The sequence below is a fragment of the Micromonospora sediminimaris genome, from assembly GCF_016863575.1.
Lineage (GTDB): Bacteria > Actinomycetota > Actinomycetes > Mycobacteriales > Micromonosporaceae > Micromonospora > Micromonospora sediminimaris.
The window spans coordinates 59,118-79,338 of record NZ_BOPD01000030.1 but is presented as its reverse complement, the minus strand read 5'-3'; the positions used below and the strand labels follow the sequence as shown (position 1 = coordinate 79,338).

Annotated in this window: 16 protein-coding genes; 10 read left to right on the top strand and 6 right to left on the bottom strand. The window is 73.5% G+C overall.

The genetic code is table 11. The features are described 5' to 3' along the window. Positions 1-88: 88 nt before the first annotated feature. Positions 89-403, bottom strand: coding sequence for a DMT family transporter (locus Vse01_RS22830; RefSeq protein WP_093410155.1), 315 nt, complete (start codon positions 401-403; stop codon positions 89-91). Between the two features lie 135 nt (positions 404-538). Between Vse01_RS22830 and Vse01_RS22825 the strand changes: the two genes are divergently transcribed. From Vse01_RS22825 to pspM, 7 genes are all read left to right on the top strand, one after another. Then, the gene (locus Vse01_RS22825; protein WP_093410411.1) at positions 539-1,462 is read left to right on the top strand and encodes an ornithine cyclodeaminase family protein; all 924 of its coding nucleotides are present in this window, start codon (positions 539-541) and stop codon (positions 1,460-1,462) included. Positions 1,463-1,519: 57 nt separating this feature from the next. After that, positions 1,520-3,007 (top strand): 30S ribosomal protein S12 methylthiotransferase RimO, encoded by a 1,488-nt coding sequence (rimO, locus tag Vse01_RS22820; protein WP_093410409.1) that lies wholly within the window; start codon positions 1,520-1,522, stop codon positions 3,005-3,007. A gap of 71 nt (positions 3,008-3,078) precedes the next feature. After that, complete coding sequence (pgsA, locus tag Vse01_RS22815) at positions 3,079-3,672, top strand: CDP-diacylglycerol--glycerol-3-phosphate 3-phosphatidyltransferase (RefSeq protein WP_093410413.1); 594 nt, start codon at positions 3,079-3,081, stop codon at positions 3,670-3,672. 59 nt (positions 3,673-3,731) lie between these two features. After that, positions 3,732-4,235 carry a CinA family protein gene (locus Vse01_RS22810; protein WP_093410415.1) on the top strand — a complete coding sequence of 168 codons (504 nt, stop codon included), beginning with the start codon at positions 3,732-3,734 and terminating at the stop codon, positions 4,233-4,235. Positions 4,236-4,505: 270 nt separating this feature from the next. Next, positions 4,506-4,964 carry a helix-turn-helix domain-containing protein gene (locus tag Vse01_RS22805; RefSeq protein ID WP_093410158.1) on the top strand — a complete coding sequence of 153 codons (459 nt, stop codon included), beginning with the start codon at positions 4,506-4,508 and terminating at the stop codon, positions 4,962-4,964. Positions 4,965-5,147: 183 nt separating this feature from the next. After that, entirely contained in the window at positions 5,148-6,008 is an 861-nt protein-coding gene (locus tag Vse01_RS22800) for a PspA/IM30 family protein (RefSeq protein ID WP_093410160.1), read from the top strand. A gap of 38 nt (positions 6,009-6,046) precedes the next feature. After that, positions 6,047-6,829, top strand: a complete 783-nt coding sequence (gene pspM, locus Vse01_RS22795) for a phage shock envelope stress response protein PspM (RefSeq protein WP_093410163.1) — start codon at positions 6,047-6,049, stop codon at positions 6,827-6,829. A gap of 83 nt (positions 6,830-6,912) precedes the next feature. Here the strand turns inward: pspM and Vse01_RS22790 are convergent, their stop codons facing one another. Together Vse01_RS22790 and Vse01_RS22785 are read right to left on the bottom strand one after the other, a co-directional pair. Beyond that, on the bottom strand, positions 6,913-10,638 hold the full coding sequence (locus Vse01_RS22790; protein WP_093410165.1) for a hypothetical protein: 3,726 nt from the start codon (positions 10,636-10,638) through the stop codon (positions 6,913-6,915). Between the two features lie 273 nt (positions 10,639-10,911). Beyond that, positions 10,912-11,715 (bottom strand): DNA-formamidopyrimidine glycosylase family protein, encoded by an 804-nt coding sequence (locus Vse01_RS22785; protein WP_093410168.1) that lies wholly within the window; start codon positions 11,713-11,715, stop codon positions 10,912-10,914. 110 nt (positions 11,716-11,825) lie between these two features. Here Vse01_RS22785 and Vse01_RS22780 point away from each other — a divergent pair, with 110 nt between their 5' ends. After that, on the top strand, positions 11,826-13,028 hold the full coding sequence (locus tag Vse01_RS22780; RefSeq protein WP_093410417.1) for a DUF8814 domain-containing protein: 1,203 nt from the start codon (positions 11,826-11,828) through the stop codon (positions 13,026-13,028). 89 nt (positions 13,029-13,117) lie between these two features. Here the strand turns inward: Vse01_RS22780 and Vse01_RS22775 are convergent, their stop codons facing one another. Beyond that, complete coding sequence (locus Vse01_RS22775; RefSeq protein ID WP_093410170.1) at positions 13,118-13,360, bottom strand: CPCC family cysteine-rich protein; 243 nt, start codon at positions 13,358-13,360, stop codon at positions 13,118-13,120. 26 nt (positions 13,361-13,386) lie between these two features. Further along, positions 13,387-14,298 carry an SAM hydrolase/SAM-dependent halogenase family protein gene (locus Vse01_RS22770; RefSeq protein WP_093410419.1) on the bottom strand — a complete coding sequence of 304 codons (912 nt, stop codon included), beginning with the start codon at positions 14,296-14,298 and terminating at the stop codon, positions 13,387-13,389. Between the two features lie 153 nt (positions 14,299-14,451). Here Vse01_RS22770 and Vse01_RS22765 point away from each other — a divergent pair, with 153 nt between their 5' ends. Then, positions 14,452-15,057 (top strand): hypothetical protein, encoded by a 606-nt coding sequence (locus Vse01_RS22765; protein ID WP_139233241.1) that lies wholly within the window; start codon positions 14,452-14,454, stop codon positions 15,055-15,057. 7 nt (positions 15,058-15,064) lie between these two features. Here Vse01_RS22765 and Vse01_RS22760 read toward each other — a convergent pair whose 3' ends face one another. Beyond that, complete coding sequence (locus tag Vse01_RS22760; RefSeq protein ID WP_232511436.1) at positions 15,065-19,633, bottom strand: ATP-dependent helicase; 4,569 nt, start codon at positions 19,631-19,633, stop codon at positions 15,065-15,067. A 180-nt stretch (positions 19,634-19,813) separates the two neighbouring features. Between Vse01_RS22760 and Vse01_RS22755 the strand changes: the two genes are divergently transcribed. After that, positions 19,814-20,191 carry a hypothetical protein gene (locus Vse01_RS22755; protein WP_093410175.1) on the top strand — a complete coding sequence of 126 codons (378 nt, stop codon included), beginning with the start codon at positions 19,814-19,816 and terminating at the stop codon, positions 20,189-20,191. The last annotated feature ends 30 nt before the right edge of the window (positions 20,192-20,221 follow it).

Here is a 20,221-nt window from a genome sequence, read left to right as displayed (position 1 = left end):
GTCTTCCTCCAGGGGTCGAGTCTCAGGTCTGCTGTCCGGATCTCTACCCACTACGGACGTTCGTCACGCCCGCCCGCCCGCCCGCGAGTCAGTGGAACAGCTTGAGGCCTATCACGCCGGCCACCACCAGCAGCAGGCTGAGCAGGCGGGGCAGGTTGGCCGGTTCGCCGAGCGCCACCATGCCGACGAGAGCGGTGCCGACCGCGCCGATGCCGACCCACACCGCGTAGCCGGTGCCGACCGGGATCTCCCGCAGCGCGTACGCCAGGCCGGCCATGCTCAGCACCAGCGTGATCGCGAAGACCACCGAGGCGACGGGTCGGGTGAATCCTGCGGAGCGGTCCAGGGCGATCGCCCAGGCCGTTTCGAGTAGTCCGGAGAGCACCAGCACGATCCAGGCCATCGGGTCACCTCTTCGGAATTGGCCCGGCCGCCGTGGGCCGCCGAAATCGACCGTAGCACCGGGCAACGGGCCGTCCGGGTGAGACGGATCACCCGGGATGGACCTCAAGCCTGCTTCAAGCTGCACCATGGACCCGTGACCGTGCTCATCTCCGATCCGGAGGTCGCCGCCGCGCTGGACGCAGCGACCTCGGTCGACGCGATGCGTCAGGCCCTGCTCGCCGCGTACCACGGGCGGCTCGTCGCCCCGCCGCGGGCCGCTGCGTCGCTCGGCGCCGGCCGGATGGTGCTCACCGCCGGGCACCTGGTCGGGCAGTGGTACGGATACCGGGCGTACGACACGTTCGGGCACCCGGAAACCGAGCAGGTGGTGGTGCTGCACGACGGGCGGACCGGGGCGGTAAGGGCCGTGGCCGTGGGCGAGGAACTGGGCTCCCGGCGTACCGGCGCGCTGGGCGGGGTGGCGGTGGACGCGCTGGCCCGCGCGGACGCGGCCACCGTCGGGGTGATCGGCTCCGGCGGTCAGGCGTGGACCCAGGTATGGGCCGCCGCCGCCGTGCGACCCTTGCGGGAGGTGACCGTGCACAGCCGCTCGGCGGCGCGTCGGGAGGCGTTCGCCGCCCGGGTGCGGGCCGAACTCGGCATCTCGGCCCGCGCGGTGGACACCGCCCGCGAGGCGGTACGCGACCGGGACGTGGTGGTGTTGGCCACCACCAGCCCGACACCGGTGCTGAGCGCCGCCGACCTGAGCGCCGGGACCCACGTCAACGTGGTCGGCTTCAAGCAGGTGGACCGTGCGGAGTTCGGCACCGACCTGCTCGACGCCGCCACCGTGCTGGCCAGTGACTCGGTGGCACAGGCACGGTCGTACGCCCCGTCGATGCTCGCCGCGCTGCCGCCGTACGCCTCCCGGTTGCGCGACCTGGGTGCGGTGCTGGCCGGCACGGCGCCCGGCCGCACCGACGCGGACCAGATCTCGGTCTTCTGCTCGGTCGGTCTGGCCGGCACCGAGGTCTTCCTGCTCGACCGCGTGGTCCGGATCCTCGCCACCGCGGCCTGACCCGACCCGGTGCGGACCGCCGTCGCCGGTACGGGCATCGCCGCCCGGTACCCTCGGATGGTGTCTGCCACCTCCTCACCTTCCCCCGATGGTCGCCGGGTCGCACTGCTGACCCTGGGCTGTGCCCGTAACGAGGTCGACTCGGAGGAACTGGCCGCCCGCCTGCACGCCGACGGCTGGCAGGTGACCACCGACGGTGAGGGCGCCGACGTGGTGGTCGTCAACACCTGCGGCTTCGTGGAGAAGGCCAAGCAGGATTCCATCCAGACGCTGCTGGCCGCCGCCGACACCGGGGCGAAGGTGGTGGCGGCCGGCTGCATGGCAGAGCGGTACGGGCGGGAACTGGCCGACAGCCTCCCCGAGGCGCAGGCGGTGCTCAGCTTCGACGACTACCCGGACATCGCCGCTCGGCTGGACGCCGTGGTCGCCGGCCGGGAGATCGCCGCACACACTCCCCGCGACCGGCGTGAACTGCTGCCGCTGACCCCGGTCGCCCGTCGCGACAGCGCGGTCTCCCTGCCCGGGCACGGCCGCGGCACCGACGTCGACGAGCACACCCCGGCCCACCTGCGTACGGTGCTGCGTCGCCGGTTGGACAGCGGCCCGGTGGCCTCGCTCAAGCTGGCCAGCGGCTGCGATCGACGCTGCGCGTTCTGCGCCATCCCCGCCTTCCGGGGCGCCTTCGTCTCGCGTACTCCGGACGAGTTGCTCGCCGAGGCCGAGTGGCTGGCCAAGAGCGGCGTCCGGGAACTCGTGCTGGTCAGCGAGAACTCGACCTCGTACGGCAAGGACCTGGGCGACCCGCGCGCGCTGGAGAAGCTGCTGCCCCAGCTCGCCGCCGTCGAGGGCATCGTGCGGGTACGGGCCAGCTACCTACAGCCGGCTGAGACCAGGCCCGGGCTGATCGAGGCGATCGCCAGCACGCCCGGGGTGGCGCCCTACTTCGACCTGTCGTTCCAGCACTCCAGCGAGCCGGTGCTGCGCCGGATGCGTCGTTTCGGCTCCACCGACCGTTTCCTGGAACTGCTCGCCGCCGCCCGGCAACTGGCACCAGAGGCCGGGGCGCGCAGCAACTTCATCGTCGGGTTCCCCGGCGAGACCCGGGGCGACGTCGACGAGCTGGTGCGGTTCCTCACCGAGGCCCGGCTCGACGCGATCGGCGTCTTCGACTACAGCGACGAGGACGGCACGGAAGCCGCCGGGCTGTCGGGCAAGGTTTCCGCCGCCACCATCAAACGCCGGTACGACAGGCTCAGCGCGCTCGCCGACGAGCTGTGTTCGCAGCGGGCCGAGGACCGCCTCGGCTCGACGGTGGAGGTGCTCGTCGACTCGGTCGACGATGGGGTCGTCGAGGGGAGGGCCGCACACCAGGCGCCGGAGGTGGACGGGTCGACCACCCTGGTCGCCCCCGACGGCGGCGGCGTCGACCTGGCCGCGCTGCGCCCCGGAGACCTGGTCCGCGCCACGGTGACCGGTACCGAGGGCGTCGACCTGCTCGCCGTGCCGGATGAGATGATCTCCGCCGCGCCCGGCGCGGCGCGGTGACGGTGGGCTGGGACGAGGCGGAGGAGGCACGAGGTGCGGTGCCGGGTGCGCCAGCCGAGCGGGGCGATTCGATGACCGGGGCGACGGAGTCGCCTCCGGTGCCGGTGGTGGCCCGGGTACCCGTGGTCAACGCCGCCAACGCCTTGACCGCGCTACGGCTGGCGCTCGTACCGGTCTTCGCCGCCTCGGTGGTCATGTCGGGGATGACGCACGCCGGATGGCAGGTCATCGCCTGCGTGATCTTCGCCGTGGCCTCGGTGACGGATCTGGTCGACGGGTGGATCGCCCGGAGGTTCGCGTTGGTCACCGCCGTGGGAAAGGTGGCCGACCCGATCGCCGACAAGGCACTCACCGGCGCCGCCCTGCTGCTGTTGTCCTGGTACGACCGGTTGCCCTGGTGGGTGACGGTGGTCATCCTGGCGCGGGAGCTGGGGATCACCGCCATGAGGTTCTGGGTGATCCGGCGTGGCGTGATCGCCGCGAGCCGGGGCGGAAAGATCAAGACCGCGCTCCAGGTGCTGGCCATCACCTGGTACCTGTGGCCGATGCCGGCCGCTCTGACCCCGATCGGGCCGTGGATCATGGGTGCGGCGGTCGCGGTCACCCTGGTCACCGGGCTGGACTACATCGCCCAGGCCACCCGGCTGCGACGCTCCCAGGGGTGAGGGCGGGTCAACGGCGTTGCGACGCGTAGACCGCCTCGCGGCCGGGCAGGATGCAGATCATGGGTGTACGCGAGGGCGAGGGGTCGATGGGCGCAGCGGCGGCGGGCGTGGTGCACCGCCTCGCCGATCGGCGGGAGACGTTCGCCACCGTCGAGTCGCTGACCGGGGGTCTGTTGGCCGCCACGGTCGTGGAGATCGCCGGGGCGAGTGCCGTCTACCGGGGTGGACTGGTGGTATACGCCACCGAGCTGAAGGAGCGGCTGGCTGACGTGCCGGCACAACTGCTGGCGGAGCGTGGCCCGGTCGATGCCGACGTGGCGAAGGCGCTCGCCGAGGGTGGGCGGCGACGCTGTGGTGCTGACTGGGGTCTGGCCACCACCGGCGTGGCCGGACCGGAACCGCAGGACGGCAAACCGGTCGGCCTCGTCTTCGTCGCGGTTGCCGGGCCGGACGGCACCGAGGTGCGGCAGCTGAACCTCGACGGTGGTCGCGACCAGGTGCGGGGTACGGCCGTGACCGAGGCGCTGCGCCTGCTGGCCGACCACATCCAGGCTCCGACCTGACCCGCTGCCGCCGCTTTCGATGGTGCGGCTCTTCGATATTGCTGATCTTCGGCGGCGCGGATCGATGGCACTCCAGGTGCCGTCGTCCCTGCGTGTCGGACAGCCGCGCCGCCGTCGATTGACCGAGCGGTCGGCGGCGACCGTGGGACGACCGGGCGGGGCGGGATGTCGCGGCGGCGCACAGCGGGTACGGTTGCGGGAAAGCTCCGACAGCCGGTGCTCCCGTAAGACCGGTTGGCCGGGCGAACTGTGTCCCTCAGGGGAGGTGCGATGGTCCTGCTACGCCGGGTGATCGGTGACGCACTACGGGCGCGCCGGCAGGGGCAGCACCGCACGCTGCGCGAGGTCTCGTCCGCAGCCAACGTCAGCCTGGGCTACCTGTCGGAGATCGAACGCGGCCAGAAGGAGCCCTCCAGCGAGTTGCTCGCGGCGATCTGCGACGCGCTGGGCGCCCGCCTTTCCGAGCTGCTGCGCGAGGTCAGCGACACGGTCGCGCTCGCCGAGCAGATGCCGGGCGTGCTGGTGCCGGTGCAGGACGAGCCAGCCGAGTCGACATCGGTCGCCGCCGCGTCGGCGCACAAGGCGACCGGTCGGGGCGTACGCCAGGTCACCTCGGACGGCAACGTCGCCGTCTCGGTGCGGCAGGACTCCCCGCTCAAGGCCACGCTGCGCAGCGCCCGGGTCCGGCCCGCCGACCGCAGCGACCGGGACGTGGTCTGCGCCGCCTGAGCCTCGCGGCCGATGGTCGCGGTAGCTCCCGCCGCGTAGGGTTGATCGCGGACGTCCCCTCTCGTCGGTACGGATCCCGGGTTGGCGCCCGGCTGGGACGATGGAGCCACCATCGCTGGTAGCCGAGCCGGTTCCCCGGCGGTGGGGCAGGCACAGCGACGTGATTGAGGGGATACCGCGGAGATGGCGAACCCGTTCGTCAAGGGGTGGAAGTACCTTATGGCGCTCTTCGGCGCCCGCATCGACGAGCACGCCGACCCGAAGGTGCAGCTCCAGCAGGCGATCGACGAGGCGCACCGGCAGCACCAGGCGCTCGTCCAGCAGGCCGCCGCCGTGATCGGCAACCAGCGGCAGTTGGAGATGAAGCTGTCCCGGCAGATGTCCGACGTCGAGCGGTTGCAGGCCAATGCCCGCCAGGCGCTGGTCCTGGCCGACCAGGCCCGGGCCAAGGGTGACGAGGTCGAGGCCGGGCGGTACGAGCAGTCCGCGCAGACCCTGGCCACCCAGTTGGTCAACGCCGAACAGTCCGCGGAGGACCTGAAGACCCTGCACGACCAGGCGCTGGCCGCAGCCGGGCAGGCCCGCCGGGCGGTGGAGAACAATTCCATGATCCTCCAGCAGAAGCTCGCCGAGCGCGCCAAGCTGCTCAGCCAGCTGGAGCAGGCCAAGATGCAGGAGAGCGTCGCCGCCTCGCTGGAGTCCATGTCGGCGCTCACCGCTCCGGGCAGCACCCCCACCCTCGACGAGGTACGCGAGCGCATCGAACGCCGTTACGCCAACGCCATGGGCCGCGCCGAACTGGCCGGCAACTCGACCGAGGGCCGGATGCTGGAGATCCAGAAGGCGACGCTTGACACGGCCGGTTCCGCCCGGCTGGACCAGATCCGCGCCAGCATGGCCGGCGACCAGCTCGGGGCGGGCGCGGACCGGGATGCCGTCGCCGACCAGCCGGCCACGGCCGACCCCGGGGTGGCCCGGCTCGACGAGATCCGCGCCAGCATGAGCCGTGAACGCGGCACCGGCGACACCACGGCCGCCGGCTGAGTGGAAATCGCCGGCTGACGGAGACTGAGGAGGCGACGGTGGCAGCGGACGAGCGCACCCGGTATTTCCGCCGGCTGAGCAGACTGCGTGGCTCCGCCCGCCGGTGGAGCGTCCTGGCCGGCGGGCTCGGCGGCGCGACAGCGGTGCTGACCCCGTACGCCGGGATCGGTCTCGCCGACGCGGCCTGGGCCGCCGCCGCGGGCGCGGCCACCGCCCTGGCCGCGTGGCGCTGGGTGGACCTGCGCGCCCTCGCCGCCCAACCCGCCCCGCCACCGTTGGATCCGGCCCAGGTGGCCGCCCGCAACCGGGCCCGCCTGGTCGCCGCCGTGGAACGACTCCCCGCCGGTGCCGGTGTGCTGGCCGAGGTGCGTCGGGTCCGCTCCCGCACCGCGCTTCGCGGCACCGCCGCCGCCCAGCCGTGGGAGCGCCTGGACCGGGCCGCCGCGACCATGTCCTCCATGGCGGGCCGGCTGACCGGCCTCGCCGAACCGGCCGTCGCCGAAGCCTCCGCCGCCGAGCAGTCGCTACGCGAGCTGGCCAACCGGGTCGCCAGCGTGGAACGCGCGGTCCGCCTCGCCCCCGCCGACGCCAAGCCGCCGCTGGCCGAGGCGCATCAGGCGCTCACCGGGCAGTTGGAGACGGGCGTGGCGGCGTACGAGCGCCTGGTGGTCGCCGCCGCCGGCTACCTGGCCGAGGAGTACCGCCCCGAGACCGAACACCCCGCCGCCGCCCGCCTCACCGAAGCCACGGACCTCCTCCACGGCTTCGCCTCGGCCCTGTCTGAGCTACGCACCGTCTCCCGCCCCGCCCCATTGGGTTGATCAAGAGGTTTTCGTCAGGATCCGGCCACGTCTACGACCCGAACCTCTTGGTCAACAACCGACTGGTCTGGCGAGGCCGCCGGTCACGGTGGGGTGGTGATCGGGATGGGGCCGGTGTACGGGGAGGTGCCGACGACGTTGAACGAGCGCACCCGGTAGTGGTAGGTGACGCCGCGGGCCAGGCCGGTGTTGGTGAAGCCGCGACCGGTGACGGTGAAGGTGGCCAGTTCCCGGGTGAACGCCGGGTCCAGGGCCCGTTCGACGGTGAAACCGGCGCCCTGGCCGGCGGGCGTGCTGGCGGACCAGCCCAGGATCACGGTGGCGGTGTCCGGGCCGGGGGCGGTGGTGGCCGCGCTGACCGAGGTGGGTGTGCCGGGTGCGGGTGGGGTGGTCACCGTCGCCACGGTGGACCAGGGTGAGGCGGCGCCCAGGTAGGTGGTGCGTACCCGGTAGTAGTAGGTCGTGTCGGGCGCAACCGCCGGGTCCAGGTGGTTGTCGCCGACGCTTATCGCGGTGGTGCCCGGTCCGCTGGTGAAGGTCGGGTTGGTGGCGCGTTGCACGTCGATGCCGGTGGCGAAGGAGTGGTTGGCCCAGCGCAGCGCTACCCGCAGCGGTGCGGCGGGTGGAATGGTCGCGGTCAGCTTGGCCGGCGCGGTGAGCTGCACCGATGCGGGAACGCTGTTCGACCAGGTGGAGCAGCTCGCCGCGTTCTCGGCGCGGATGCGGTAGTGGTAGGTGACGCCGGGGGTGACGGTGGCGTCGGTGTAGCGGGTCGCGGTCGCCGCGACGGTGATGGTGGTCAACCCGTTCGTGAAGGTCGCGTCGGTGGCCCGTTGCAGCAGGTGGCTGGTGGCCGGTGGCCGACTGCCGTTGCCGGTCCAGGCGAGGGTGATCGCCGGCAGCGCGGTCGCCGAGCCGGGGGCGGGTGCCGCGGTGAGCCCGGTCGGTGCCCGGGGCGAGACCCGGACCACCAGTGGCCGGCTCATGCCCTGGTCCCGGTGACCGCCCGCCGCGCTGCCCCAGCGGTATTCCCAGCCCAGGTTGACGAGCTGGTTGACGACCGCGGCGGGTTGCCCGTCGACGGGGCTGATCGGAGTGGAGTCGAGCCGGGTACCGGCCGGCCGGGTCGGGTCGAGCAGCCGTACGCTGTCGCCGATCTTGAATGGTAGGGCCGGTGCTTCGGGGCGGAGCGCGAGCAGCACGTCCTCGCCGGGATCGACGCGTACCACCTGCTTCCAGCCGAGTTCGCCGGGGTGCGGCGGCCGGATTGCGCCGTCCCGGCCGACCCGACCGACCACCTGAACGTCCAGGCCGTCGAACCGCACCGGGTGGCTCTGCCGCCCGGAGCCGCGTACCCGCCACAGTTGGCTGCCGTCGCCCGGTGTGCCGACCGACAGGGCCGGGTCGCTGGCGTGCACCACCTCGGTCGCCGGTTCGGTGGGACCGAGCGGCAGGGTGGCCTCGCCGCGCGGTCCGCCGTGGGGGTGTGCCACCCCGAGCCGGCCGGTGAGCCGCCCGTACCCGGGCTCGAAGACCTGCCGGACGGACTTGAGGTTCAGCGGCAGGCTGACCGGTACGCCGCCGGGCGGGGTGAACTCGACGGTGGTGGCGTGCACCGGGATCCGGGTCGGGGCGCTGCTGGTGCCGAAGCAGGGATCGTAGGCCGGTTGCGGCACGACCGGAGGACGCTGGCTGGCCGCGTACGCGGCGGACAGGCGGTCCCGCAGCCGGTCGAGGTCGTACGGCGATGCCGGGATGCCGGTCACCCGTAGCTGCATCAGGGTGCGGGTGTTCGGCCCGTACCCGGGTACGGTCGGCGGCGCGCCGCCCTCGGCGGTGCGGTCGGGGCCACCGGTGTGGTGGTCGTAGCGGGGGTCGAAGCAGGGCAGCGGGGCGGGGCAGTCGTTGTAGAGGATCAGGGTGGTGCCGGGGTCGACGGTGGCGAGATCCACCAGCACATCGGCCCGCTCGCCGGGGGCGAGCAGCAACGCGTGGCCGTCGACGTTGAGCACGGTCGGGTCGCGTCGGTCGTAGCGGAAGCCGATCGGGCGGTTCGGCACCACCACGGGTGCTGGCAGCAGGCCGCAATCGTTGCCGATCCGGATCATCTGCGGGCCGGCCGCTGTCGGGTCCGGCACGCCGCCGGGCCGCCCGTCGGTGGGCCAGTCCGTCGGCCGGCCGGGGGCCCGTACCGCGTCGACCATCGGCACCTCACCGGCATCGGGGTCGGCCAAGGTGCCCTCCGGCGTCCACATCGGCACGTCCGAGGCGGCGCGGTACAGCTGAAGGTTGAGCCAGCGGTCGGTGCAGGCGTTGAGGATGCGCCACCGCTGGACCTTCGGCTGCACCTCCAGATAGGGGTACGCGGCACCGTTGACCAGGACCGTGTCGCCGTACGCGGCGGGCACGGCGCTGGGGTGCGGCACAGCGGGCGCTTCCGGCGGCTCGTCCGGCTCGGTCACCGGGTCGTGGTGCGGGTTGGGCACAGCGGTGGCGGAGGCGTCGGGATCCGCGGCGGCGGTACGCGACCAGGGCCCGTAATCCCACCGGCCGGTCGGGTTGATGCCGTCGCGACGGTACGGGTTCTGGCGGGACTGGTAGACGTGCGGGTGCCAGAGGGAGCCCCGGGCGCCCCAGCGGTCCCGGTCCCAGGTCGGGTCCTGCGCGGCGAGCTGGGCGTCGTCCGGCACGAACGTCTTGTCCTCGAAGACCAGCGGCAACTGCTCGGCGGGCAGCGTCCCGTCGTCGATCAACCGCTCCTGCGCGTCGTCGGTGAGCAGGTAGAGCGCCAACTGCCCGGAGTAGACGGTCAGCCGGGACAGCCCGACGGTGTTGTCGTGGAACCAGAGCAGCCGTCCGCTCTGGTCGTTCGGGTAGTAGAGGGTGGTGGCACCCTGCCCGGGGTGGGTCATGTCCGGCACGTGGGCCAGACCGGCACCTGTGGGGTAGGGGGTGATCTCGCCCGCCGGGGTGATCCACTGCCACGGGCTGCCGGCGCTGATCCAGCCGGTGAGCGCCCCGCAGAGATGCAGCACCGCCCGGTTCTGCGGGTAGGGTGCCGGCCCGTCGAGGGGCCCCGGGCCGGCACCGGGCACCGTCGGGTCGACCGGCAGGAAGAGGTCGCCGGTCGGCAGCTGGTTGATGAACTTGACGCGTACCGGCCGGCCGCGTCGGGCGAGCACGACCGGACCGAGATGCCAGGGTCGTCGGGGCGGGGTGACCGTGTTGTGCCCGTCCGGGTTGGTGCCCAGGTTGAGCTGGCGGTAGCCGCGCAGCCGGGTCGCCGGCAGGTCCCGGTGCAGCCGCTGGGTGTACTCCTGCAACCCGATCTCGTAGTAGTCGCAACCGGGATAGGTGATCGTGTCGGGCACGGCGACCGGCAGGTGAGCGCCGAGCGGAGTACGCCCCAGCTCGCCCAGGCCGGGCAGCGGGTCGATGAACTTACGCAACCCGGTGCCGGCCACCACCTGCCCGTCCTCGTCGTGGACGGGCAGCGGACTGTAGGCGTGGTTGGGCACCGGACCGAAGCAGCGGGGCACCGCCGCCGGATCCAGACTCGCTGGCCCCGGGCGTGGCGGCCTGGACGGCGCCGGTTCCGGATGGGTCCGCTCGGGCGTCGCCGGTGCCCGCGTCGGTGCGCCCGGGGAGGGGCCGCCGGAACCGGTTTTGTCGGTGTCAGGGCGGGTGTGTGTGCCGTTCTCCGTGTCCGGGGCGGTTCGGGTGCTGGGGACGGTGCCCGGTTCGCCCGGCTGGTCGCTGCGGGCGGCGCGGTCCAGCCAGGTCGACCGGAGTCTGCGGAACACGGCCATGGCTCTCCCGGTGATCCTGGGCGCGGCGGCCACCACCCCGACGTGGCGGCGCGGACACGCGTGCTGACATTCCGTGAGCCCTCAACCGCAGCATGCGACGTGCGATGGTCGGTTAGGAAGTCCCCTTTCGTGCCAATCTGCCGAGCTGCCGGCGTGTCGCCGCCGCCACTCCGCGCCTGTCGCGTGGCCGGCCATCCACCGGCTCCGACCTGCCCAGACCGTCGCGTGGAAGATGCACGGCGGCGCCCTGTCCGCCGGGTGGAAGATGCGGGCTCAGGCCGGGTCGCCGGGCTGGCAGGTGGGGCACCAGTAGGTGACCCGGTCGCCCAGTTCCTCCTTGCGAATGGCGGTGCCGCAGCGCCGGCACGGCTGCGCCCGTCGCCCGTACACGTAGCTGGTCCGGCCACGCCCCAGCGCACCGGTGGTGCTCTGCGTCCAGCGGCCCCGGTTCGCGGCCAGCAACTTCTGCGCCAGCGTCACCAGGCCGGTGAGGTCGGGCACCTCCCGCACGGGGGTGCGGGGGTGCACGCCGCGGAGGAACAGCACCTCGCACTTGTAGAGGTTGCCGACGCCGGCCAGGATGCGCTGGTCGAGCAGGGCCACGCCGACCGGGGTGTTCGGGTGGGCGGCGAGCCGACGGGCGGCCTCGGCCGGATCCCAGTCGCCGCCGAGCAGGTCGGGGCCCAGGTGACCGACGAGGCGCTCCTCGTCGGCGGTGGGCACCAGCGCCACCTCGTGCAGGTGGTAACCGACGGCGGTCGCGACCGGGGTGCGTAGCACCACCCGGATCAGGTGCGCCGGTCGGGCGGTCCACCGCTCCCCGGGGGCGTACGCCCGCCAGGTGCCGTCCATCCGCAGGTGCGAGTGCAGCGTCCAGCGCGACTCACCGGCGTCGGCGGGGGCGTCCAGCCGGAGCAGCAGGTGTTTGCCCCGGCTCGCGCTGTCGCGTACCGACCAGCCGGTGAGGTCGGTGGTGGCGAGCGAGGGCACCCGGAAATCGCTGCCGGTCAGCCGGGCACCGACAAGCGCGCGTTCCAGGACGCGGGCGGTGTTCCAGACGGTGTCACCTTCGGGCACGGCACCATTCTCCCTCACCCGAACGCAATTCACATGTATCGCTATTTGTATGGCGCTTCTGTTCGATCTACGGATATAGGCACTATCGGGGAGTTCTGAGGAGAATGCCGATGAATCGTCCCCGCAGTTCCGTCCTGGCCGTCGTCCTGGCCACCGTCCTCGCCGTCACCCTCCATCCCCACTCCGCCTCCTCGGCCGGTCGCGCCGACCGGTGGGCCGCCGACCTGTCGGTCGTCGATGCCGACGACGTCAACGTGCGACACACCCGTGCTGGCCTGCGACTGGCCGACGCCCGGCCACCCGGGGTGCCGGCCCGGCGCAGCGCGGTAGCCGAGGGCATGCTGGTGGCCACACCGCGTACCCTCAACCGCCCGGCCACCCGGATCCGCGCCCAGGTCACCGCCGCCAGCCGGCCCGGTGCCACCGCGATCGTCCAGGTCCGCGGTTGGCGGACGGCCGGCTGGACCGAGTGGCGCGACGCCGCGCCGGCTGCGGTCTTCGACCGGCCGGTCCGGCGGGTGCAGGCTCGGGTGGTGCTCACCGGCAGCCCCTCCGGTGCCAGCACCGAGGTCCGCGCCGTCCGGCTGACCGCCGACACAGTCGCCGCGGTCACCGCCGCCACCCCCGGCCTGACCTACCGGGTGTACGCGACCCGAATCGGACTGGTCGGCGAATTGACCGCCAACGGGCACACGGTTCGCGCCCGGGACCACTTCGTCGCGTTGCCCTCCCGCCGGGGGTTGTCTCCGCGCAACACCGGCGACTACACCGTGCGGGTCTGCACCATCACCGGCAGTCGCTGCGAGTACGCCCCGGTCTGGGACGTCGGGCCGTGGAACACCCGCGACGACTACTGGAACCTCAGTGCCGTGCGGGAGAACTGGAAGGCGCTGCCGCAGGGTAGACCGCAGGCGCAGGCCGCCTACCAGAACGGCTACAACGGCGGGCGGGACCAGTTCGGTCGGGTGGTGCTCAACCCGGCCGGGATCGACCTCGCCGACGGGACGTTCTGGGACGGGTTGCAGCTGTCCACTAACGCCTGGGTCGACGTGGCGTACCTGTGGACCGGCACCGGTCCCCGAGGGGTGGTCGGCGACGGGCCACTGACCGTGCGGTCCGGCCCCAGCACCAGCTACCAGTCCCGGGGCCTGGCCGCCCAGTACGCCAACGTACCGATCCAGTGCTACGTCATCGGGCAGACGATCGCCGGTCCGTACCGGACGACAAACCGGTGGAACCGCCTGGCCAGCGGTCAGTTCGTCAGCCACGCGTACATCTCGACGGTCTGGGGTGGGTCGGTGCCGCTCTGCTGAGGCCGGCACCCAGAGCCGGGTCGGCGTCCTCCCAGGCCGGCCCGGCTCGCCGCGTCAGCGGGTGCGCTGGGCTGCCCGTGCCGGCTGGCTCAGGGCAGCTCCTCCGGTCTCGGCGTGCGCACCAGTTCCTGGTACCGGGGGTGGCAGGCACCGTAGACGGCGAAGTTGAGGCGGGCGTGCGAGAGGCTCAAGTCCCCGTTCGCCCCGCCGCGTACGGCGTCCGCGTCGGCGTCGCCCTGACCGTCATCTGTCCAGAAACAGACCGGGCAGGTGCCGCCGCCGGTCCGGTACGCGCAGCAGGGACAAGCGGCGGGAACCCAGCGATCATCCACCTTGACAGCTTTCCACAGTAGACGCTTCATCCGTGTTGTCCGGAAGCGTCCCCCACGACGCTGTAACCCCGGACCCGCAGCAGCGTACCCGGGGCCACCGCGAGCAGTTCGGCGGCGTGTCCACCGTTGACGGAGAGCGCGACCCGGCCGGCGGAGTCGGCGTGCACCACCAGGGCACCAACCGGGGCGTCGCCGAACGTACGTCCGTGCACCACGTCCCGGTCCCACCTGCCGACACCCGTCGGGCCGTCCTCGGCGGCCGGGTCGTACGCCGGCTCGCCGGTCGCCGGACCTACCCGCACCCGCGCCGGCAGCGGGTCCAGCAGCTCGGCCGGGGCGGCCAACTGGACGTTGCCGAAATGGTCCACCGTCACCACCTCGGCCACGAACCCGTCCGGCAGTCGGTGCACCAGCGGTTCGGGGAGCCGCACCAGCGTCGCCGGCTCGACCGGCGGGCCGGCCTCGGCCAGCGGGGCGCCGAGAGCCAGGCGGGCCGCGACCGGGGCGAAGACGTCCCGCCCGTGGAAGGTGGCCGACACCCGGGGCGCCAGCCAGCGCGGATTGGTCAGCTCCACCGCCTCGGTCACCCCGCCGAGCGCCTCGGCGGCGTTCAGCAGCAGGCCGTTGTCGGGTCCCACCAGCAGGCCACCGGGGGTGCCCAGCGCGACACCCCGGCGGTTCGTACCGACCCCGGGGTCGACCACCGCCACGTGCACCCCGGGCGGCAGATGCGGCACGGTCTGAGCCAGCACCGCCGCGCCCCGCCGGATGTCACCCGGCGGCACCAGGTGGGTCACGTCGATGACCCGCAGCGCTGGCGCGACCCGGGCGATCACCCCGTGGCAGACCGCCACGAAGCCGTCGGCGAGGCCGTAGTCGGTGGTCAGCGAGAGGGCCTCGGCCGGTGGCCGGGACTCGCGGGCGGCACTGCTGGTCACGGCACCGGATCGTACGCCGGTATCCGCCGCCACAGGTGCCGATGGCGCCGTTGCGGGAGCCGCGGCTCCGGCGTTCCTGATGCCGGATTGCCGACAGCGCGGCTGACCGACCGGCCACTGCCGGCGGCGGTCCCGGTTGGACAGACTGCGGGGGTGAGTCACCGGATGCTGCCAACCGTCGTTCTGCTCATGGCCACCATCGCCCTCGCCGGATGCGGTGCCGATCAGGACCCGCCCGCCGCCGCGCCGACAGTCGGCAACCCAACGGCGGATCTGACCCCACCGGCCGGCCCGGACGCCGCAACTCCGCCGACCGGCGCGGCGAACCCGACCGCCCCGGGCAGTGCCGTGCCGCCGCCGTCGACCCGACCGGCGACCCCCGGGCCGAAGCCCGACGGCAGCACCGAGCGACGGCCGCCGAGCCCGCCGCCGGTGGAGCTACCACCGCGCCAGGCCGGCGAACCGACCGGCCGGGAGGTCGTGGCCGCGTTCCGGGCCGCCGGGCTCAAGGCGGCAAACGTCCGGGACCGCTCCGTCGACTGTGGACCGGACGGGTTGGGGTTGGGCTGCTCGGAGCTGGTCGTGACCGACAACGTGGCCGTCTACGTCTTCCCGGACGAGAGCAGCGCCGGTGACCTGGCCGAGCGGTGGAGCGGCGCCGCCTACCGCAACGGCACCGTGGTGCTCAACTACCTTGAGGCGCCGACTCCGCCCGCCGACCGCCCCCGCTACGAGAAGGTCCTCGACAAACTCCGCTGAAGTCGCTCTACGTACGCAGCCGGAGGCCGCGCGGGGTGGTGCGGAAGCCGGCGGCGGTCAGGGCGTCGCGCAGCGGCGACGAGCGTACGGACTCGCCGTCGGCGCGTTCCACCGAGATCTGGCCCAGCGCGCCGGAGTGGACGGCGTCGGCCAGGGCCTTGCCGGCCGCGCCCAGCGCGTCGACGTCGTCGGTGAAGGAGAGCAGCGTCCGCCCGCCCCGCTCCACGTAGAGCGCCAACTCGCCCTCGACCAGCACGACCAACGCCCCGGCCTTGCGACCCGCCCGGTGCCCGGTGGCCGGCGGTGAGGCCGCGTCACCGGAGTCGACGGCGCGCTCCGGCCAGGGCAGCGCCGCACCGTACGGGTTCGCGGGATCGGTGGCCGCCAGCACCACAGTGGCCCCGCCCCGCCGGCCACCGTCGAGCGGATCGGCACCGGCGCGGATCCGGTCCACCGCGCCGGGCACCGCGAACTGCGCCGCGCCCAGCCCGTCGACGAAGTAGCCGCGGCGGGCCGCGCCGCGCTCCTCAAGGGCGGACAGCACCGGGTAGACGGCGGCGAAACCCCCCACCACCTGCTCTGCCACGACCGCCCCCCGGGTCAGCACCCCGTGCCGTTCCAGCAGGACGTCGGCGAGCGCGGCGGCGCGGCGGGTCGGGTCGGTGTCCCGCTCCGGCAACCGCGACCAGCGCCCGGCCACCGTGGGCGGCCCACCGCGACTGGGCAGTGCCACCCGTCCCGGGCGGCGGTAACGCCCACGGGCGGCGGTCGGGCGGGCGCGGTGCGCGCCACCGGCGCCCAGCACCGCCCGCAACGGTGCCAGGGTGTCGTTGGTGAGGTGACCGGCCCAGACCAGGTCCCAGATGACCGCGGTCAGCTCGGCGTCGTCGGTGGCGCCGACCCGATCGGCCAGGGGTCGGAAGAACAGCGCCTGCCCGTCGTCGAGGGCGTCCAGCACCGCATCGTGCAGGGGCGTACGGGCGAGGGTGTCATCCGGCGGCGGAAGCAGCAGCGGAGCCGAGTCGGCGTACGCCAGGCTGACCCAGCCGTCCCCACCGGAGATCGCCCCTGCGCCGGCCCACAGCACCTCGCCACTGGCGCACAGCTCGTCGAGCTGGGCAGGGGAGTAGTCGGCGACCCGGGCGGGCAGCACCAGCCGTTCCAGCGCCGACGCGGGCACCGAGGCACCTTGCAACTGCTCGATCGTCGCGGCCACCGCCTCTACCCCCCGAGCCGAGGAGCCCACCTGCTGCCAGCGGGGCAGGAAAGTGGCCAGGGCCTGCGGCGGTACCGGCTCGATCTCGCGGCGTAGCGCGGCGAGGGAACGGCGGCGCAGCAGGCGCAGCACCTCGGCGTCGCACCACTGGGTGCCGGCCGTGTCCGGGGTGAACTCGCCGGAGACCACCCGGCCGGTGGCGGCCAACCGGCGCAGGGTCTGCTCGACCACGAAGACCCCGAGCCCGAAGCGGGCCGCGCAGCCGGCGGCGGTGAACGGGGTGTGGGTGCGGGCGTACCGGGCCACCAGGTCGCCGAGCGGGTCGGCGACCGGTTCGAGGTACGCCTCGGCGACACCGACCGGTAGGGCGACGCCGAGAGCGTCCCGGAGCCGGCCGGCATCCTCGACGCCGACCCAGCGTTCCTGCCCGGCGATGCGCACCCGCAGCACCCGCCGAGCGGCGGCCAGCTCGGTCAGCCACGCCCCGGGTGCCCCGCGCTCGGCCAGCTCACCGGTGCTCAGGTCGCCGAGCTGCCGCAGCAGCTCGATCACGTCCTCGGCGTCGCGGGTACGGCGTTGAGTGGTGAGCCAGCGCAGTTGTCGTTCGGTCTCGGCGAGCACCGCCGGGTCGAGCAGCTCGCGCAGGTCGACCCGGCCGAGCAGCTCACCGAGCAGGGCCGAGTCCAGGGTGAGGGCGGCGGCCCGGCGTTCCGCCAGCGGCGCGTCGCCCTCGTAGAGGAAGGCGCCGACGTAGCCGAAGAGCAGCGAGCGGGCGAACGGCGACGGCCGGGCGCTCTCCACCTCGACCAGGCGCACCCGGCGGCCGGCCAGGTCGCGCATGACCTCGGTCAGGGCGGGCAGATCGAAGACGTCCTGGAGGCACTCCCGCGCCGCCTCCAGGGTGACCGGGAAGTCGGCGTACTCGCGGGCCACGTCGAGCAGTTGGGCGGCGCGTTGTCGTTGCTGCCAGAGCGGCTGGCGGCGACGCGGATCCCGACGCGGCAGCAGCAGCGACCGGGCGGCGCACTCCCGGAACCGGGCGGCGAACAGCGCCGAGGTGCCGACCGACTCCTCCACCAACTGGGCGATCTCCTCCGGATCGAAGGCCACCACGTCGGCGCCGGGCGGAGTGTCGGCGGTGTCCGGCAGCCGGACCACGATCCCGTCGTCGGCGGGCATCACCTGCGCGTCGACGCCGTAGCGCTCGGCCAGCCGGCGGCCGATGGCCAACGCCCAGGGTGCGTTGACCCGGGCGCCCAGGACGCTGTGCACAGCCAGCCGCCAGTCACCCAGCTCGTCGCGGAAGCGCTCGACGACGACCGTCCGGTCGTCCGGCAGGGCCCGGGTCGCCGCCCGTTGCTCGTGCAGGTAGGTCAGCAGGTTTCCGGCGGCCCAGTCGTCCAACCCGGTGGCCCGCAGCGTGGCGGTGGCCTGTTCGGTGTCCTGCCGGAGCAGGGCGCGTACCCGGGCGCCGATCGCCCGGCCCAGTTCCACCGGCCGGCTCGGCTGGTCGCCCTTCCAGAACGGCATCTTCGCCGCCTGCCCGGGGGCGGGGGAGACCAGCACCCGGTCCGGCGTGATCTCCTCGATCCGCCAGGACGAGGAACCGAGCAGGAAGACGTCGCCGACGCGGGACTCGTAGACCATCTCCTCGTCCAGCTCGCCGACCCGGGCGGCCCGTTCCGCCCCGGCCAGGAAAACGCCGAACAGGCCCCGGTCGGGAATGGTGCCGCCACTTGTCACCGCCAGCCGTTGCGCGCCGGGACGGCCGGTCAGCACGTCGGTCGCGCGATCCCACACCAGCCGGGGGCGAAGCTCAGCGAAGGCGGTCGACGGGTAGCGGCCGGAGAGCATGTCCAGGACGGCGTGCAGCGCGGAGTCGGGCAGCTCGGCGAAGGGCGCGGCCCGACGGACGACGGTCGCCAGGTCGCCGACCCGCCACTCGTCCAGGGCGACCATCGCGACGACCTGCTGGGCGAGCACGTCCAGGGGGTTGCGGGGGTGGTGCAGCTCCTCGATGGCGGCCTCGCCCATCCGCTCGGCGACCACGGCGCAGGAGAGCAGGTCGCCTCGGTGCTTGGGCAGGACCACCCCCCGCGACACCGCGCCGACCTGGTGCCCGGCCCGGCCGACCCGTTGCAGGCCGGCGGCCACGCTGGGCGGTGCCTCGATCTGCACGACGAGGTCGACCGCGCCCATGTCGATGCCGAGTTCGAGGCTGGAGGTGGCCACCACCGCCGGCAGCCGGCCCGCTTTGAGCGCCTCCTCGATCTGCCGGCGTTCCTCCCGGGAGACGCTGCCGTGGTGCGCCCGGGCGATCACCGGCGGGGCCCCGGAGACCGCGCCGGCCTGGGCCATCATCTCGGCGGGTGTCCGGGCCGCCGGGCCGGTCGCGGGTGGCGTCGCCGCGGCTGTCTCGTCGGCGGCCAGCTCGTTGAGCCGGGCGCAGAGGCGTTCGGCGCTGCGTCGGGAGTTGGTGAAGACGATCGTCGAACGGTGCGCCCTGATCAGGGCGAAGACCCGTTCCTCGACGGCCGGCCAGATGGACGCCGTGCGGGGACCGGCGAGCTCGTCCTCCGGGCTCGGCTGCTCGTCGAGGCGGGTCATGTCCTCCACCGGCACCTGGACGCTGACCTCGATCGTCTTGGCGGTCGCCGGGGCCACCACCTCGACCGGGCGGGCGCCGCCGAGGAAGCGGGCACATTCGTCCAGCGGTCGGACGGTGGCGGAGAGCCCGATGCGCTGTGCCGGGGCGGGTAGCAGCTCGTCGAGCCGCTCCAGGGAGAGGGTCAGGTGGGCGCCGCGTTTGGTGCCGGCGACCGCGTGCACCTCGTCGACGATCACGGTCTCCACGCCGCGCAGCGAGTCCCGTGCGGCGGAGGTGAGCAGCAGGAACAGCGACTCCGGCGTGGTGATCAGGATGTCCGGCGGGGTACGGGCGAAGGCCCGCCGCTCGTCGGCGGGGGTGTCACCGGTACGCATCCCGACGGTGATCTCCGGCGGGGGCAGGGCGAGCCGGGTGGCGGCCTGCCGGATGCCGGTGAGCGGGGCGCGCAGGTTGCGCTCGACGTCGACCGCGAGCGCCTTGAGCGGACTGACGTAGAGCACCCGGCAGCGCTGTCGAGGGTCGGCGGGGGTCGTCTCGCGGGAAAGCCGGTCGAGTGACCACAGGAACGCGGCGAGGGTCTTGCCGGAGCCGGTGGGCGCCACGACCAGGGCGTGCCGGCCGGCGGCGACCGCGTTCCAGGCACCGGCCTGCGCCGCCGTGGGCGCGGCGAACGCCGCACCGAACCATTCCCGGGTCGCCGGGCCGAACCGGGAGAGCACCTGCTCGCCCGGGGTCGTGCTGGAATCCGCCACGAACCAATCCTGCCTCCGGGCACCGACATTCGTCCGTCGCGAGCCGGGCGGCGAGTCACCTGTTAAGGCGTTTAAGGTGACTTGCGCCAAGAATCCGTTAAGTCTCACTTAACTGCTTGCTCTTGCGGGGCAACATAAAGTAACTTCACTCGCGGTGTGGTGAGCGGCGGAGGGGGTCGGATGGCCGTCGAGGAGCGGAGTTCAAGGCCCGGCACCGACATCCTGATCCGCAAGGTGGACAGCCACGTCACCGCCCTGCGCGCCGGGCTGCACGGCCCGGAACTCGAACTGGCCGAGCGGCTCGCCAGCTGCCTACGCGAGCTGGTCGTCTCCACCGCGCAGGCCAGCGCCGCCGACCGAGCCCAGGTGCGGGCCGCCGTGCACTACTTCGTCCTGCGCCGCGAGAGCCGAGGCCGGTTGCTGTCCGTACGGTCCCTGGCCGCCGCGCAGCGGCTGGTCAACCGGGCCGCGTCCCAACTGGGCCGGCCGGACCTGGTCGTCGAGGGCCGCCCGGGTCGCGGTGACAGCGCCGCGACGGACGTCGCCGCGCACAACTGATTCGGTCGTTACCAGCTTTTAGCCGCTTTG

Excerpts from the sequence above, each read along its gene's own strand:
- Vse01_RS22830 (WP_093410155.1), bottom strand. The coding sequence starts at position 403 with ATGGCCTGGATCGTGCTGGTGCTCTCCGGACTACTCGAAACGGCCTGG.
- rimO (WP_093410409.1), top strand. The coding sequence starts at position 1,520 with ATGGTGTCTGCCACCTCCTCACCTTCCCCCGATGGTCGCCGGGTCGCA.
- pgsA (WP_093410413.1), top strand. The coding sequence starts at position 3,079 with ATGACCGGGGCGACGGAGTCGCCTCCGGTGCCGGTGGTGGCCCGGGTA.
- Vse01_RS22810 (WP_093410415.1), top strand. The coding sequence starts at position 3,732 with ATGGGTGTACGCGAGGGCGAGGGGTCGATGGGCGCAGCGGCGGCGGGC.
- Vse01_RS22805 (WP_093410158.1), top strand. The coding sequence starts at position 4,506 with ATGGTCCTGCTACGCCGGGTGATCGGTGACGCACTACGGGCGCGCCGG.
- Vse01_RS22800 (WP_093410160.1), top strand. The coding sequence starts at position 5,148 with ATGGCGAACCCGTTCGTCAAGGGGTGGAAGTACCTTATGGCGCTCTTC.
- Vse01_RS22790 (WP_093410165.1), bottom strand. The coding sequence starts at position 10,638 with ATGGCCGTGTTCCGCAGACTCCGGTCGACCTGGCTGGACCGCGCCGCC.
- Vse01_RS22780 (WP_093410417.1), top strand. The coding sequence starts at position 11,826 with ATGAATCGTCCCCGCAGTTCCGTCCTGGCCGTCGTCCTGGCCACCGTC.
- Vse01_RS22755 (WP_093410175.1), top strand. The coding sequence starts at position 19,814 with ATGGCCGTCGAGGAGCGGAGTTCAAGGCCCGGCACCGACATCCTGATC.